This is a genomic window from Enterocloster sp. OA13, assembly GCF_022440595.1.
Classification (GTDB): domain Bacteria; phylum Bacillota; class Clostridia; order Lachnospirales; family Lachnospiraceae; genus Enterocloster; species Enterocloster hominis.
Window position 1 is genome coordinate 3,481,396 of record NZ_JAKNTF010000001.1, and the last position, 16,017, is coordinate 3,497,412.

17 protein-coding genes are annotated in these 16,017 nt (G+C 53.4%); 2 read left to right on the forward strand and 15 right to left on the reverse strand.

The genetic code is table 11. The features are described from left to right. Window positions 1-22 precede the first annotated feature (22 nt). The 15 genes from MCJ35_RS15460 to MCJ35_RS15530 form a co-directional block, all read right to left on the reverse strand. Window positions 23-934: a polyprenyl synthetase family protein gene (locus MCJ35_RS15460; RefSeq protein ID WP_025486465.1), complete on the reverse strand. Its 912-nt coding sequence runs from the start codon at window positions 932-934 to the stop codon at window positions 23-25. Continuing rightward, the gene (gene xseB, locus MCJ35_RS15465) at window positions 927-1,154 is read right to left on the reverse strand and encodes an exodeoxyribonuclease VII small subunit (RefSeq protein WP_371829079.1); all 228 of its coding nucleotides are present in this window, start codon (window positions 1,152-1,154) and stop codon (window positions 927-929) included. Before xseB ends, MCJ35_RS15460 begins: the two co-directional genes overlap by 8 nt. A gap of 90 nt (window positions 1,155-1,244) precedes the next feature. Next, window positions 1,245-2,531, reverse strand: a complete 1,287-nt coding sequence (gene xseA / locus MCJ35_RS15470; RefSeq protein WP_008718061.1) for an exodeoxyribonuclease VII large subunit — start codon at window positions 2,529-2,531, stop codon at window positions 1,245-1,247. 3 nt (window positions 2,532-2,534) lie between these two features. After that, a complete protein-coding gene (gene nusB / locus MCJ35_RS15475) occupies window positions 2,535-2,984 on the reverse strand; it encodes a transcription antitermination factor NusB (RefSeq protein ID WP_008718063.1) in 450 nt (149 codons plus the stop codon). 300 nt (window positions 2,985-3,284) lie between these two features. Then, window positions 3,285-3,668 (reverse strand): Asp23/Gls24 family envelope stress response protein, encoded by a 384-nt coding sequence (locus tag MCJ35_RS15480; protein ID WP_025486462.1) that lies wholly within the window; start codon window positions 3,666-3,668, stop codon window positions 3,285-3,287. Between the two features lie 308 nt (window positions 3,669-3,976). Continuing rightward, a complete protein-coding gene (locus tag MCJ35_RS15485) occupies window positions 3,977-4,837 on the reverse strand; it encodes a SpoIIIAH-like family protein (protein ID WP_025486461.1) in 861 nt (286 codons plus the stop codon). Between the two features lie 17 nt (window positions 4,838-4,854). Then, window positions 4,855-5,580, reverse strand: coding sequence for a hypothetical protein (locus MCJ35_RS15490; RefSeq protein ID WP_008718071.1), 726 nt, complete (start codon window positions 5,578-5,580; stop codon window positions 4,855-4,857). Beyond that, entirely contained in the window at window positions 5,534-6,262 is a 729-nt protein-coding gene (locus MCJ35_RS15495; RefSeq protein WP_025486460.1) for a stage III sporulation protein AF, read from the reverse strand. The genes MCJ35_RS15490 and MCJ35_RS15495 overlap by 47 nt, the downstream gene beginning before the upstream one ends. Window positions 6,263-6,286: 24 nt before the next feature. Further along, complete coding sequence (locus MCJ35_RS15500) at window positions 6,287-7,606, reverse strand: stage III sporulation protein AE (protein WP_025486459.1); 1,320 nt, start codon at window positions 7,604-7,606, stop codon at window positions 6,287-6,289. After that, entirely contained in the window at window positions 7,603-7,989 is a 387-nt protein-coding gene (locus tag MCJ35_RS15505) for a SpoIIIAC/SpoIIIAD family protein (RefSeq protein WP_008718077.1), read from the reverse strand. The genes MCJ35_RS15500 and MCJ35_RS15505 overlap by 4 nt, the downstream gene beginning before the upstream one ends. Window positions 7,990-8,026: 37 nt before the next feature. Next, entirely contained in the window at window positions 8,027-8,221 is a 195-nt protein-coding gene (gene spoIIIAC / locus MCJ35_RS15510) for a stage III sporulation protein AC (RefSeq protein ID WP_002569682.1), read from the reverse strand. A gap of 46 nt (window positions 8,222-8,267) precedes the next feature. Further along, window positions 8,268-8,801, reverse strand: a complete 534-nt coding sequence (locus MCJ35_RS15515; protein WP_025486458.1) for a stage III sporulation protein AB — start codon at window positions 8,799-8,801, stop codon at window positions 8,268-8,270. 91 nt (window positions 8,802-8,892) lie between these two features. Beyond that, entirely contained in the window at window positions 8,893-9,891 is a 999-nt protein-coding gene (spoIIIAA, locus tag MCJ35_RS15520; RefSeq protein WP_025486457.1) for a stage III sporulation protein AA, read from the reverse strand. A 662-nt stretch (window positions 9,892-10,553) separates the two neighbouring features. Continuing rightward, window positions 10,554-11,519, reverse strand: coding sequence for an alpha/beta hydrolase (locus MCJ35_RS15525; protein ID WP_008718091.1), 966 nt, complete (start codon window positions 11,517-11,519; stop codon window positions 10,554-10,556). 19 nt (window positions 11,520-11,538) lie between these two features. Next, the gene (locus tag MCJ35_RS15530; protein ID WP_025486455.1) at window positions 11,539-13,386 is read right to left on the reverse strand and encodes a DUF6320 domain-containing protein; all 1,848 of its coding nucleotides are present in this window, start codon (window positions 13,384-13,386) and stop codon (window positions 11,539-11,541) included. Window positions 13,387-13,594: 208 nt separating this feature from the next. On the opposite strand from MCJ35_RS15530, the gene MCJ35_RS15535 reads away from it, so the two are divergent. Then, window positions 13,595-14,767: a D-cysteine desulfhydrase family protein gene (locus MCJ35_RS15535; RefSeq protein ID WP_240299561.1), complete on the forward strand. Its 1,173-nt coding sequence runs from the start codon at window positions 13,595-13,597 to the stop codon at window positions 14,765-14,767. Window positions 14,768-14,888: 121 nt separating this feature from the next. Then, window positions 14,889-16,010: a C45 family autoproteolytic acyltransferase/hydrolase gene (locus MCJ35_RS15540; protein ID WP_025486453.1), complete on the forward strand. Its 1,122-nt coding sequence runs from the start codon at window positions 14,889-14,891 to the stop codon at window positions 16,008-16,010. Window positions 16,011-16,017 lie beyond the last annotated feature (7 nt).

Sequence of the window (16,017 nt, forward strand, 5' to 3'; positions counted from 1 at the left end):
TTCTCCAAATAGTTACACCGGCTTACTTCTGCCTGTTAATCAGCACATGGATCAGCTGCTCCAGGAACTCATTGTTGCCCGGAAGTTTATTCAGTTCCTCAATGGCTTCTGCGGATATCAGCTCCACATCCTTCTTTGCCTTGTCCAGGCCCTCCAGCGTCACATAGGTTGTCTTCTTATTCTTCTCATCGCTGTTCACCGGCTTGCCGATTACTTCCTCGCTGCCGGTCACATCCAGGATATCATCCTGGATCTGGAACGCCATGCCGATCTTCCTTGCAAGGGATTCCACAATCTTACAGTCCTCATCCGCTGCCCCGCCCAGTACGGCTCCGATCAGCATGGAGGCTTCAATCAAGGCGCCTGTCTTCAGGCGGTAGATGAAATCCAGCTTATCCTTTGGAATCGGGCCTCCTGCCAGCTCCACATCCACGGTCTGTCCGCCGATCATGCCGTACACGCCGGTCTTGCGGGCAAGGATTCCCACGGCTTTTCCAATCCTTGACAGCTCATCCGGGTCAATGCTTGTCTCAAATGCAGACGCCGCTGTCTCAAATGCATACATCATAAGCGCGTCACCTGTGAGCACGCCGATATCCTCTCCGAACTCAGCCCATGTACTTGGCTTGCCCCTGCGCATCATGTCGTCGTCCATGCAGGGAAGGTCATCGTGGACCAGGGAAGAGGTGTGGATCATCTCCACTGCCGCCATAAACGGAATCACGGACTCCAGGAGGCAGCCTGTGAACAGACGGCACATCTCCTGCATCAGCATGGGGCGCAGACGCTTCCCGCCGGCCATCATGCTGTAGTTCATGGCTTCCAGAATGGTTTTCTGGTGTCCGGACTCCTCCGGCAGATACGTTTTGATTAACTGTTCAATCTCCGCTGTGCGTGTTTTCAATTCCTGCTTAAATGTTTCCTTGTCATTCATCTTCATCACCCTCGCTCAATATCTGAATTTTCTTTTCCACTTTATCAATCTGGCTGCCCAGGGACTTTACCAGCTTCATTCCCGCCTCATAGCACGTAAACGATTCTTCCAGCGTGATGTCCCCTGCTTCCAGTTTTCTTATGATTTCTTCCAGCCGCACAAAATTTTCCTCTATGCCCGGCTGTTTTTCTTCCTTTGGCTGCATTTTTGCATCCTGCATCTTTGTGTCCTGTATCTTTGCATCCTGTATCTTCGTGTCCTGTTTCTTTTCTACGTTCTCCTGCGCGTCTGCTTTCCTGCGTGGCATTCCTTACTCCTCACTTTCCGGCAGCCTGACGGCTACGGTCTTTGTTACCTGTGCCTCTATCCGGCCGTCCCTTACACTTATCCCAATCCTGTCCCCTATGCCTGTCTGCTCAATGCTTCTGACAGCCTTTCCCCGCGGATCCGTTACGAATCCGTAGCCGCCGCTGAGCTTTTTTAACGGGGACAATGCGTCCAGGCGGCCAGCGGCCAGCGCCAGACGGTGCTGTCCGGCTTTCAGGCTGTCCGACATATACATGTCCAGGCGCTGACGCCGGTCCTCCAGACTGCGCCTGTCCTGCTCCAGCTTATCCTTTAACCTGCGTTCCAGGAAACTCTCGATATCAGCCAGACGTTGGCGCCGGTCCACCAGCAGCCGCTCCGGGCTGCGCAGCTTCAGGCGCATCTTTCCCTGCTCCAGACGGAAGTGGAGCCGTTCCAGCTTCCTCTCCATGGAACGGTTTAAAACCTGGCTGTACAGTCTGACCTGCTCCTCAAACTGGCTGTAATCAAACACAGCCAATTCAGCCGCAGCGGACGGCGTGGGCGCCCTAAGGTCCGCCACATAGTCCGCAATGGTCACATCCGTCTCATGTCCGACCGCTGATATCACAGGGGTGGAGCAGTTAAATATGGCCCTGGCCACCATTTCCTCATTAAAAGCCCACAGATCCTCAATGGAACCTCCGCCCCTGCCCACGATGATTACATCAAGTCCCATGGCATCCAGGGTTTCGATTCCTTTTACAATGCTGTACTTTGCCTTCTCACCCTGAACCAGGGCCGGATATAACACCAGCTGCACATAGGGATTCCTTCTTGCGGAAATGTTCATGATATCGCGGATGGCAGCGCCTGTGCTGGCAGTTACGATGCCAACCTTCCTGGCGTATTTGGGAATGGGCTGCTTGTAACAGCCGTCAAACATCCCCATCTCCTCCAGTTCCCCGCGCAGCTTCTCAAAGCGGGCAAAGAGGTCGCCTCTTCCTTCCCTGGTAATCTCCTTTGCATAAAGCTGGTATCTTCCGTCGCGCTCATACACATCCACATTGCCGGTTACCGTGACTTCCTGGCCTTCCTCCAGTTCAAAGGCCAGTCCCTTCCTCTGCCCTGCAAACATGACGGCGGCAATCTGTGAGCCGCCGTCCTTCAGGGTAAAATAAATATGTCCGGATGTGTGGTATTTACAATTAGAGACCTCGCCCTTGATGGAAATCCGGTTCAGTGCGAAGTCCTGTGTAAACATGTTCCTGATATATGCAGTTACCTGTGATACGGTATAAACACTTGCCATACGCTATCCTATGAACCTTGCAAGAATCCCATTGACAAAAGCAGGCGAATCATTGCCGCCAAACTTCTTAGCCAGCTCCACTGCCTCATTGATGGATACCTTCTCCGGGATATTCTCATCATACAGCATCTCAAAAAGGGCCAGACGCAGGATGGTCAGTTCCACCTTGCCCATACGCTTTGTCTTCCATCCGGCCGCCACCTCGTTCAGCTTCGCATCAATCTCCGGTATCTTATCTATTATGTTGACTGTTCTTGCCTGAAGATATTCACTGTCTTCTGATTTTAATTCTACTTTATGCAATACCTGAAGGACACCTTCCGGATCTGTGTCGTATTCTTCCGGGGATTGGAAATACTGGTCCAGCTGGGCCACGGCCTCCTCCTGGGTTGGATAGAAGTCTGCCGAGAACAACATCTTGAAACAGTGCTCCCGCAATTCTCTTCTGGTCATTTTCTCTTCTTGTACCTGAAAAGCTCCTGGGCATGTCCCTGCGCCGGGCGGCGCCTGGTCTGGTTTTATAAATGCTTTCCTCATGCATCAGGCCTTCCGTACATTTTCCTTTCTTCAATGTTGGTTGGTCCTCCCCCGATAAAGGAAGTTCCGCTGTAGACATTATAGCAAAATCACTGCATAAAAACAATAAAAAATGTATAAAACACTCCCCAGGCAACGCTCCGGGGAGTGTTCTTATCCACATGACTGAGTGCTCCTGGTGGGATGGAGCACTCGTACTTCTTCGGGAAAATCCGGCTACTTACCCTCTTCCATATTAACGCCGGCAATCTTAATGTTTACATCCAGCACGGTCAGGCCTGTCATGTTCTCAATGGCCGCGCTTACCTTATCCTGCACCTGCTCGCTTACAGCCGGAATGTTGTAACCGTACCGGATGTTCAGGGAAAGGTCCACGGACACATGTTCCTCGGTCACTTCCACCTTCACGCCCTTGCTCAGGTTCTTCATGCCCAGCTTGCCGACCAGCTCATTGGTGATATTGCCTGCCATGGAGTCAACTCCCTCCACCTCTGTGGCCGCCAGTCCGGCAATGATTGCAACTACCTCGTCCGCAATCTGCACCTCGCCGATCTTATCCTTTTCGTATAATTTATGGGTACTGCGATTTTCCTCTGCCATCACAAATAACCTCCTGTTAAGACTTAATTAATTAGTATTATAACAAATCTGCGGAAAGATGTATAGGATTAATTTCCTTAGATATCCAGAACTTGTATCCAGATATTCATACCCTGATGTTTTATGGAATGGTGCGGAATGACCGGGTGAGACCGTCCGGCTTCCCTGGACGCCGGACCTGCCGCTTTTCCCGCCATGTCCGTGAAGTAAAAAACAAGGCCTGCAAAACAGGACTTCCTGTTCTGTAAGCCTTGCCGCAGCTATAGGTTTTGCCGCATTACTGTACTGCCATATTTACCCTGGCAGGTTTACTCCGCCATATTCAACAACGTAATGATGATCTGGTCAGCCCCAACCTCTGCCTTACGCTTCACGATATCCTCAATCTGGGCGCGCTGTGGGTCCGTGATGGACGGGGCGTTGATGACAACGTCCACCTTATCCTGGGTGATGCTGACGACCGGGTCAGAGAAACCTTTTGCCATCAGGAGGGTTTCTGCGGCATTTTCCTTCTCGGAAACCTCGGTAAGTTTAATCATATCCTGGATTGCCTGCTGTTTGGCTGCCTCGTCAATGCTTGTGCTGTTAATGAGGTTCATCAGGGTTTCCTTATTCTTTGCACGTATCTGCTCCCTGCTGAGCTGTACATTTGCTATGTAATCCGCCACACTCATGCCGCTGGTCAGCACTGCCTCACCCGGATTCTCAAGACCGGTCTGGGATGCCCCGTCCTCTGCCTGGGCCAGCTGTCCGGCATCCGTTCCCGTATCAGCTGCTGCCTGGGTTGCTTCTTCCACATCCCCTGCCTGTGCAAGCTGGTTGGCGTCGGTGCCTGAATCAGCGGCTGCCTGCGCCCCATCCATATCGCTGACAGCATCCAGGTCCGACGGGTCCTGGTCCAGGCTCTGTATCTCCTGAAGCCCCGCCTGGCCATTGAGGGAGGCCGCCTGGTTCTCTGCCAGGATATCTTCATCCGAGATGTCCATGGCTCCCGCCTCATATACCCTGTTTCCATTTGCCAGATCCTTTTTGCCTGCGTAGTTCAGGTACCCTGCTGCTGCAATCATCACGGCCAGTGTGGTGATGATGATCTGGTTCCTGCGGAACAGACGCTTCATGTTCATGTCCTTCATATGCTCTTTTACCTGTTTCATATTCTTGATCTTCATATCCTGCACTCCTTTATTTATTCCACCCTCTTTAATACTTTTATTTTATGTGGGGGAAGGCCAAATAATGCTTCCATTGCCTCAGAAATTTCAGCTTTTACGGTTGGACTGCCTCCGCCCTCCGCGCTGATGATGATTCCGGACAGTTCCGGGCTAAGTTCCTTCTCTATAATGGGGCTGTTCCCGCTTGAGCCGGAGCCGGAACCGGACAGGACCGTGCTTTCCTGTAACTGGTTATTCACCACATCACGGGTGCCTCCGCCGGAATCCTTTTCCTGGGTGGTGCTTGAATTGGTGCTCCGGTCCACATGCACCACCTTTTCGCTGGAGGATTTTAAGACCACCATCACGTCTACCTTCCCCACCCCGTCCACGGATTTCAGGATATTCTTAATCCGGTTCTCCATCTGCGTCTCATAGGAACCCTCTCCCCCTGCCGAGGCAGAGGCAGGGTAAACGCTGTCCGGACCAGCCCCGGAGCCGTCCTGGCCCGGTCCATTAAGGGATGCCTGGTCCGCTGCGCCTCCTTGGTCATTTTCCTGTGTATCCCCTGTCCAAAGGGGGACCGCACCCTGGTTCGGGCTGACCTGTCCTGCCTGGCTTTTCTCATCCTTTCCGGTACTTTTACTGCCCGGCAGGGGAAATGACAGAATCATGAGAAGTACCCCCACCAGCAGCAACAGAAGCCATTTTTCCTTAGTCATCTTTCCACTGAACTTTGATATGCGATTCTTCCAGCCCATAGTACTGTGCCACCTTTCCTGTTAAATGCTCCAAGCCAGGATTACCGTCCTGCTTCTTTCCCACATCCCCGCCGTCCTTCAAAGCGTCCTCCAAGGCATCCTTTCGAATGTCCTTTTCCTCGTTCTTCCCACCGCTATCACCATCGTCCTCCCCCAGCTCCACAGGCCTGACCTCAATGCTGCCCACATTGCCCGCCTCCACATTCACAGGCCTGCTTACCATGTAATCTTCCTTCCCGCTTTCCTGTTCCTTATCATCCTTTACTTCCATGCGGATTTCTTTCACCTGGCCGTAAGTGCTGCTGTTCCTGTCCCCGTCTATCTGCACCTGTGCGCGGACACAGGTAAGGCCGTCCGCTGCCGCCATGGCAGCCACATCCGCTTCCACTGCATCCTGATACCGCCCCAGAATCTGGTCCAGACGTTTTTCATCCATGTTCCACAGACGGCTTTTTAAATCGCTGGCATCGTTATGGAGGGAAATGGACTGGAACATGGAGGAAATCTGTTCATCCAGACGCATTTTCCCTGTAAGAGGGCTTACAACCAGGAGGATCAGCACCATCCCGGCAAAAAAGCGGATGTATTTTTCGTATTTTGAATCTGCCAGGAGATTGTTTACCACTGCCAGGAAAATCATGAAGTATATGATATTTTTGACCCATCCGTATACTGCCTGCATTGGCTCCTCCTTCCGGCACGATAGCTATGATGCAAAGTAATTCACATTCGTTGAGGCGCAGGTGATTGCAATGGATATCATGAACAGGAACATGGAATACAGCACAATCTGGATCAGCATTTTATGTCCCTTTGACACCCCTGAGACACAGGATACGATCCGCTTATCACACACGGGCTGCATCACCGCCGCCACACATTGGTACAGGACCATCAGGACCATCAGCTTGATGATGGGAATGACCGTGATGACCGCCAGCACCACCACGGCGGCGGCGCCTATGGTGTTCTTAATCAGGACGCCTGAGCCCAGCACCATCTGCGCCATGGCCCCTGCCCCCTGCCCCAGTCCGGGTATGATTTCTATCAGGCGTTTCATTCCAGCCTGCCCGGCCGCGTCCGCATAGGGCAGGATCATGGCCTGTATCAGATGGAACCCCACCACCAGGCCCGTAAGTGTCTTAAGGCTCCAGCCCACTGCCTGTTCCAACAGCTCGGTCAGCTTGGAGAGCAGTGCCTCCTTCACCACATGGCTGCCCAGCACCATAAGCACATAAATCCGAACCATGGAAAGCAGGACCGTGCTGCACAGCCACTGTATCAGGGTTACCGCTCCCAGCATCCCCTCATAGAGGGCCAGGGCGCTCATGCTGCCCCCGGAAAATGCCACCGACATGAAGTAAGCAGGCATGAGCAGCCGCATGAATTCCAATATCTGATCCAGCACCTGGGCCGCCACCTGGAGGCTGGCCGTAAAGCTGGCGGCCAGGCAGGTAAACAGCAGAAGGTAGGTCACGAAAAAACCTGCATCGGATATCTGCCCGCCTTTAAAAACAGAAGACACATTGGAAAACACGGCTCCGATGATTCCGATTGCAGCCACCTGGAACAGCATGTGACCGCCTTTGCCCACCTCGGAGAACAGGGTATTCCTGATACCTGCCCCCACTTGTCCCAGGACCCCGCCCAGATTGCCTTTCACCAGCTCTTTCATCAGGTCCCAGAAGGAGAAATCCCCCATGCCTCCCCCCTGCTGTCCCATGACCTCATCCAAGAACTGCTGCATCCCTTCCATTTCCTGCTGGATTCCAAGCTCCTTTGCCCCACGCATCAGTTCCTCTTCTGAATCACCGCTGTCCGTGGGACTGCCGGACATGTCCGTACCGGCAGCGCTGACTGTTTCATCTGCCGTCCAATAAGTTCTGTCGGCTCCATTCCCCATTCCATAAGCACTGCCCATCCCATCTCCCGCCGCCCACACCGCGCCCGCCCCGGCGCCTGCCAGCAACACGGACAAAGCCAGGACAGCCAGTCCCTTTTTCAGCCATTTCCCCATCCTTTTCATCGCAGAAATGTCTCCAATGTCCCAAACAGCGCCAGAAGTATGGGCATGCTGATTCCCAGGATGGAGAGCTTCCCAAATATCTCTATCTGGTTTCCAAGGGAACCATATCCTGAATCCTTACAGATACCGGAAGCAAATTCCGCCACATACGTTATGCCTATCATCTTAAGCAGGGTCACAAGATATACACTGTTGACCTTTATATAGCCCTGGATCTGTTCCAGTGCATCCAGGATTGCCCTCAGTTTTCCCGTGCCGTAAAAAAAGATGAAAAAGCCTGCCGCCATGACCATATAGGCAGCATACTCCCCCTTAATGCCCTTTAACTGCACTGCAAGCAGGACGGTTGCAATGCCGGCCGCCGCAATTGTGATGATTGTCATTCTATCCCCACCTTCCCTGAAACAGGCCAAAGGGCCATTATAATGCAAACAGGTTCTTCATGGTTTCAAACAGGTCATATATGTAAGGAATCATCCAGAACAATACCAGTACAAGCCCTGCAAGGCTTGTAAGGAATGCCTGTTCATCCCTGCCGCTGTGCTTTAATACCTGGCAGATCACGGAAACCAGGATTCCCACTGCCGCTATACGAAATATCAGATTTACACCCATTTGCCGTCTCCTCAACTATTCTTATTCCTTTTCCTTCAGGTATGTCCTAATACATCACAATGACAAGGAACATGCCGCCCATGATACCCAGGCTGGTATACAGCCTGCATTTTTCCCTCTGGTTTGTCCTGAGATACTCAATGGAAATATCCAGCTGTTCCAGGTACAGCTTCAGCGTACGCTCCTGCATGTCCACATCCAGATATCCCAGATGCTCCCCCAGGCCTGCCAGCTGTTCCAAATCCTCCTCTGTAAGAGAAAGCCGTATCTTTGGCGAGGAAAGGGCCTGCACCTCCCTGCGCCATATCTCCTGCAGGGATTCCCCTTCCTGGCGGCAGATTCCCTCCGCCGCAGCGGTAAACAGCTGCCCCAATGGGCCTGTCTCCCGCTTCCCCACACGCTCAAGCGCCTCCGCCAGAGGTGCGTGGCTATATGTAATCTCACCTTTCAGGAAATAAATCATCTGCCGCAGCTTTTCCAACAGACGGAGCCGTTCCCTCCACTGCCTGGAAGACCATATCCCAAAACCGCCGGCCGAAAAAAGAACCAGCATGCTTCCTATCCACTTCAATGCCATGATGTCCTCCTTCCCGTCATAACCGCTTATAATACCCCTTTATCATATCCTTTTATCACAACCGCCTATCATGATCACTTATCGCAACTTCCCATCACAACCTCTTAGGAACCGTCCCATCCTCATATAGGATGCGGCTCCTGCCATCCCATATACATTGCACATGCCCAGGCCCTTCCCTGCTGTCAAGCAGGATCAGCCGTTCAAATGTCCCCTGTGCCAGAAGTCCCCCCATGGACGGCTTCTGCCTGATATCCTCCAGGGAGCTTCCATGTATGGTTGCGGCCAGTGCACAGCCGCAGTTCCTCACATATTCAATTGCCTCCGCGTCCTGGCGGCTGCCGATTTCATCCACCGCAATCACGCCGGGAGCCATGGTCCTTACCAGCATCATCATGCCCTGGCTTTTCGGACAGCAGTCCAGCACATCCGTACGCATCCCCAAATCATTCTGGGGAACCCCCTGATAACAGGCCGCAAGTTCGGACCGCTCATCCACCACCCCCACGCTGACCCCGGGGACCCTGTCCCCGGAATGCCTCACCCATCCGTCCGAGACCTGCCGTATTATATCCCGTAGCAACGTTGTCTTACCGCACCGGGGCGGCGAGATGACCAGCGTATTCAGGAACCTCCCATCATAAAGAAAATCCATCACACCATCAGCACAGCCTGGAACCTGGTGCGCCACCCTGATATTAATAAAAGAGATGAACTTCATCAGCCGGATATCCTGCCCCTGGACCAAGGTCCTTCCAGCAACCCCAATCCGGTGCCCGCCCTGGATGGTCAGGAACCCCTGGCGGAGTTCCTCCTCAGCCGCATAAAGGGAAAAGCTGCCCATATACTCAACCGTCTCCTTCATCTGGGCCTGGGTTGCCGCCAGGAACATATCCCGGTCCAAATTCCCGGTATCCTGCCTGAGGCTTCCATCCCTGGCCACCAGGAACTCCTGGCTCCCACAGATCATCATAAGCGGCATCCCCGTCCTCAGGCGTATCTCCTGGACCTCCTTAAAATCCACCGGAACCTGTCCCAACACGGACCTCAGTTCCCTTGGAAATAGTTTCAAGATTTCTTCCCTCTTCGCCATCTGTCTCACCCCTTTTACCTCAATATATGAGACATGCCTGAAAATATGACTGTATATTAAAAATGAAAAACCACTTACCCCAAAACACATCCCCATAAAACACCCTCACCCAAAACAAAAAAAGTCCCAGATAATCCCCCGGATTATCCAGAACCACCTGACACTTACATCAAATACTTACAACTTCTTACATCCGCCTCTATCTGCCGCCTCCCCCTGACTCCCCTCCCCCATAATAATACCACCCACCGCCCCTAATCCCCAGCCATTCCACCCCTAATGACCGGAGTCCCCCAGTCTGCAGGACGGGCCAGGGCGGGCTTTGTCCCATGGGGGCGGGCGGGGGCGGGGAGGTCCCTTCGGCTGGCGGGGGTTCGGACGCATGGTGGAGAAGGGAGCAGCTTCTAAGATCCTGGCAAGTAAAAAGGCGGGGGTGGACGAATGCATCAAAGCATGAGTCCAAGGTGCTCTGAGCTGAGAAAGTCCTTCAGGATTTCTCAGCGAATAGCACCGGTCCCCCGTCTTTTTACTTGTCAGGATCTTAGAAGCTGCCCCTTCGGAACCCTGCGTCCGAGCCCCCGCCAGCCGAAGGGACCTCCCCGCCCCCGCCCGGAACCCATGGGACAAAGCCCGTCCTGGCCCGTCCTGCGGACGCACCCCCGCTACCTCCCCCTCTTAACCTTCCTGACCACCTGCCCCGACCGTCTCCGGTCAATCCGGAACACAATCTGCATGAAGCGGGCCACCTCATCCCATGCCTCCCTGCTCTCAGGTATCAGATCCATGCTCATCTGGAACACATGGAACATGCCCTCATAAACCGAAACCCGGCGCCGCACGCCAGCCTGTCTGGCATTCTCAGCGGCTGCCAGCGTATCGCTGAGAAGCATTTCATGGCTGCCTGCCTGTAACAGCATGGCAGGAAGTCCCCTGTAATCGCCGAATACCGGGGACAGATACGGGTCCCTTGGATCCGCATCCCCGATATACGTGGAATTATAAAGCATTGTCTCCCTGGAATTGCCAAACAGCGGGTCCTTTTCAAAATTAAAATCATAACTGTCGCCGCTACATGTGACGTCCGCCCATGGCGACATGAGCACCAGCCCTGCAGGCTGCGGCAGCCCGTGGTCCCTGAGGTAAAGGCACAAGGCAAGGGCAAGGCCGCCGCCGGCCGAATCCCCGGCAATCACTATCTGTCCCGGGCGGTAGCGTTTTTCCTTCACCAGCCACTGGTAGGCATGGAGCGCGTCCTCCAGGGCCGCCGGATACGGATATTCCGGGGCAACCCTGTAATCCGCGGTCAGCACATCCCCGCCAAAGCTGAGACGGGAATAGCGCACCGCAAACTTCCGGTATATGTTCTTCATGGGACCGATATAGCCGCCTCCGTGCAGCTGCAGCACGGCCCGTCCCGTCACCACGCCCTCGGGCTTTAAGAACTCCATTTTAAATGGTCCATTTTCAATAATCTCATACTCATAACCGGACGGGCAGACCCAGGCAGGTTCCACTGGATTCTTCCTGAATTCGCCTGTCTGTATGGGCTTTCCTAAGGAAGTCTCCATGATGTCGTGTATCATATCACGCATCAGGCCTCCCCGGATGCTTACCTTCTTATTCCGCATTTGGTCTCCTCCTGGTTCCCTATAGATGGAACCGTCTGATTAATTCATTCTTCACTCCCCTGTCCCCCAGGAAAATGGTCATGGCCAGGATGAACACAGTGAGCACCACTGTAATCAACGCCATAAGCGGCTTTGTGACAAGCCCCGCCGCCCACAGGATCAGCGGTATGAAGCTGAATATGGTGATGGCAAGCTGGTACATGAAATAGCTCTGCCAGTTCAAACGGTTGACAAGTATCAAAAACACCACAGCCACATCCGCGAACAGGATGGTGGCAGGCACCGCATAATTCACGGACCATCCCTCATAGCCAAGCACCCAGTCAATCATGATTAGCAGTACCTGCATCCCAACCGTCTCGATGACAACCGTTTTCCCCAGATTCGCATGCTTTAGTATGGAATAACGGACCGTAAGCCCTGCATAGGCAATCCCGGGTATGGCGATGCCGGACCACCAGAGATGGTCATAGGTGGCAATATTCACCACCCCCAGCACCACGGCAACCGCGGCCAGGATTCCGTAAAATATATAAACCAGCTTCTTCCACTTATTCTTATCATATTCCACAACCGGGTAGGTATCCTTCCACGCTTCCGGTTTCGCAAGCCCGTTGCTCTCCAATCCCACCGGTATCCCGGCCTGTTCAAGGTGCCCGAAAAAACAGTCCTCCAGGCGGCTGTCCCCAAATACTTTGGTAAATGTAATATTGACCTTTCCCTCATAGGCGCATACACCGCATTTGGCTGGCTGGCGTTTGGAAACCCCGATGAGCAGATGGAAATTCTCAATCTCATCCCGGTACTCCTCATCCATGGTGATGGGACCGATGTTGGACAGTGTCATGGTATGCGCCCTGTCATTGCGCCTGAAAATAAATCCCAGGGCCAGCCATTTGATAAACAGGGGCAGGATGCGCACATACCACTTCTTCTCATTGGACACATTATAGGAAATGGTCTGTTCCAGCTTTTCCTTCACAATATTGTCATCCATCTGGCTGCAGACCGCGGCCAGGATGGAATCAAAGGAGCCGTCCCCCTTCTCCCCGTCGTAATCAATGGCTGTCACCGCAAAGAAATTGGACGCCGTGTCCGAGCCGAAAAATGCCCTCAGGTTAATGGGCAGGTTGATGCCGATTGGCTGCCCGCCGGGCGTTCCGTCCATATAAACCTGGCAGATGGACCATATGAGGGAGGCGGTCAGGTATTTTGTGACGCTGACTCCTTTTTCACGGCATGCCCGTTTCAGATCCTGTATATCCACAGTGCCGTGCACCACGCTCTCACCGCCCATGGAAAGGTATTCCCCCTCCATCTTGTAGGCTGGTTTGGAACTGTAGCGTCTGCCCGGCATCTTTTTGTAATTCTTCAGATAGCTGTCCTCAATCTTATAGACAGCCCCCGGTTCTTCCTCCCTGGACGGATGAGGCGTGCCCCGCTTCAGGTCAAGATAGCGGGCGGTCAGTTCACGGATGAAATTCACGGCCCCCATGCCGTCCGTGACCGCGTGGAACACCTCCAGGTTGATGCGGCGGCCATAATAGCTGACCCGGAACAGATACAGCTGGTTGCTCTTGGGGTCAATATAACGGCAGGGCCAGGAGGTTTCCTTTTCTATATAAGGCGTGCGTTTGTTACCTTCAAAGTAATACCAGAAAAACCCACGCTTCAGTTTCACCTTGAATCCCTTAAACATGGGTAGGGTATCCTCCAGCGCCTGCTGAAGCAGATTGGGCACTATATCATGTTTTAATATGACTGAGATGCGGAACACGTTGCTCAGGTTTTCATTGGCAATCATGGGAAATATCTTTCCTGTATTGTCAAGCCTGTGCCAGCGCTTCCCCTGAGGATCCTTCTTCATGGCCTGCCTTCTTCCTTCTGATAAATTATAATGGGAAAATGCCCTGTAAGAGACATTGATTTACACAACACAGTATTAGTATACCCCAAAGAAACATCTTCCTGCAATCATTATCTGTTTTCCCTTCTGGAAACATGATATACTATGGTCATACGACCCGCATGGAAATGTATATACTATCAGGGATAACAGATGGAGCATATCAGGGATGTCAGATGCAGCATATAAGGGATATCAGACGCAGCATATAAGGGATATCAGATGCAGCATCCGTATGTGCCTGAACATGCTCTATCAGGACGAGGAGGATTACAAAATGAATGATTTAAGACAACGGTGCGCCGCGGCGCGCAAACTGCTGGAAAGGATGCCAAAGGCAGGGCTTGGATTCTTTCCCACGCCCTTTTACAGGCTTTCTAACCTGTCCGGGGAACTGGGGGTTAACCTTTATATCAAACGGGATGACTTCACCGGCATGAACCTGTTTGGGGGCAACAAGGTGCGAAAGCTCCAGTATCTGATTGGGGATGCTGCCGCAAAGGGATGCGAATATGTATTCACCTTCGGCGCAACCCAGTCCAACCATGCCATGCAGACCGTATCCGCCTGCCGCCGCTGCGGATTAAAACCAATCCTATACCTGGTGGCAATCGTGGAACCGGACGAGGAGGACCTGCGCGCCAACCTTCTGTTAGATAAAATCATGGGCGCTGAGATACACATTGTGAAAATGCTGCCCGGCGAAGAGGAAAATGCCGCCGATGAACGGGCCGTGGCCATGGCCAGGGAACACATGAAGCGCCTGGAGTCAGAAGGACACCGTTGCTATGAAGTGCCCATGGGCGGGGCCAGTCCGGTTGGCTCCGTTGGTTTCATTGAAGGCTATGTGGAATTCATGGAACAGACCCTTTCCATGGATTTCCATCCTGACTATGTGTTCCACGGCACCGGCACCGGCGGGACCATGGCAGGCCTGGCAGCAGGCCGTGTCCTTACAGGCTCGGACGCGGCAATCATTTCCATCAACGTAAGCTGGAAGGACGAGGGCTATCCCGGCCGCGCCGGGGCGCTGGCGAATGAAAGCCTGAAACTGATAGGGGCGGACGTGACCGTGGATGCTGACAGGGATATCCATACGGACCTGAACTATTACCTGCCCGGATACGAGATTCCCAACCAGGCATCCACTGAGGCGATCCGTCTCCTGGCTGAAAAGGAAGGACTCTTCGTCGACCCGGTCTATACGGGAAAGGCATTTGCCGGAATGCTGGACTACATCCGAAGCGGCAGGGTGCCTCAGGGAAGCAACGTTGTCTTCTGGCACACAGGCGGGGCCACGGCCCTGTTTGCGGAAAAGGAAATCCTGGGCGCCATTGTATAGTTCCTGGCGCAGGCATCCTCTCCCCTTCAAAACCGCAGGAAATATCATGAAATAAATTCCCTTTCCGGTACAATATAAGTGTCTTATAAATAAAAACACAACCAGAAAGAGGAGGATTTCCATGAAAACAGTATATACCCGCAGCACCCTGCTGACAGGAACACATTATGAGGCCGGTTACCGCCTGGGCACACAGTACGCAGCCATCCCCCAGCTGAAGTCACATTTCACAGCCGGATACCCGGGCTTTGGGACAGAGGAATGGGAAAAGGCCGCTGCCCTGTTTTCCCAGTGGTGTCCGGGACTGAATGAGGAACTGCAGGGGGTTGCGGACGCCCTTCAGACCCGGCCCCAGAACCTTGTCTATTATGCCATGACCTGGCTCCGTCCCGGATGCAGCCACATTTCCCTGCTGCCGTCCATGACAAAGGACGGACACCCAAAGGTTGCGCGCAACTATGAATTCAACGATGCATTTGAGGATTTTAATGTAATCAAGACCAGCATACAGGGCGCATACGCCCATATCGGGACCAGCGTCCTGGGGCTGGGCAGGGACGATGGGTTCAATGAGATGGGACTTGCGGTAACCATGAGTTCCACCACCTTCCCTGTGGGGGTTGATGGGAACATGCGCCGTCCCGCCGTCACCGGGCTTCAGTTCTGGGCCGTCATCCGCACGCTGCTTGACACCTGCCGGGACGTGGCCGAATGCCTGGAGCGGTTAAAAGACATGCCCATTGCATTTAATATGAACCTGATCCTCACGGACAAGGCCGGCAATGCAGCCCTCTATGAGACACTGGACGGGCGGAAGGCTTTCAGGACCATCAATCCTGACTCCGACGCGCAGTACCTGTATGCCACAAACCATCCGCTCCTTGAGGAGCTGATTCCCCATGAACCCCAGGTCCTGGAGAACTCCCTGAAACGCTGCGGGAACATTAAGGCATTCCTGCAGCAGCACGGGGAGGGGCTTGATACGGAAGAATTAAAACAGTTCCTCCTCACCCCTTACCCGGCCGGACTGTCCTGCCCTTATTATGATGACTTTTTCGGCACCACAAAAAGCATGGTCATTGACCCGGCAGCCGGGACCATGGAGCTTTGCTGGGGCGGACAGGAAGGAAATGGCTGGCAGCATTATTCCCTGGAAGGAGATTTCACGGAAGGCGTCAGGGCTGTAAAACTGTGCAGCCAGCCTGCTCCCCCATCCCTCTTCCAACTGACAGACAATAAATAAACAGGAG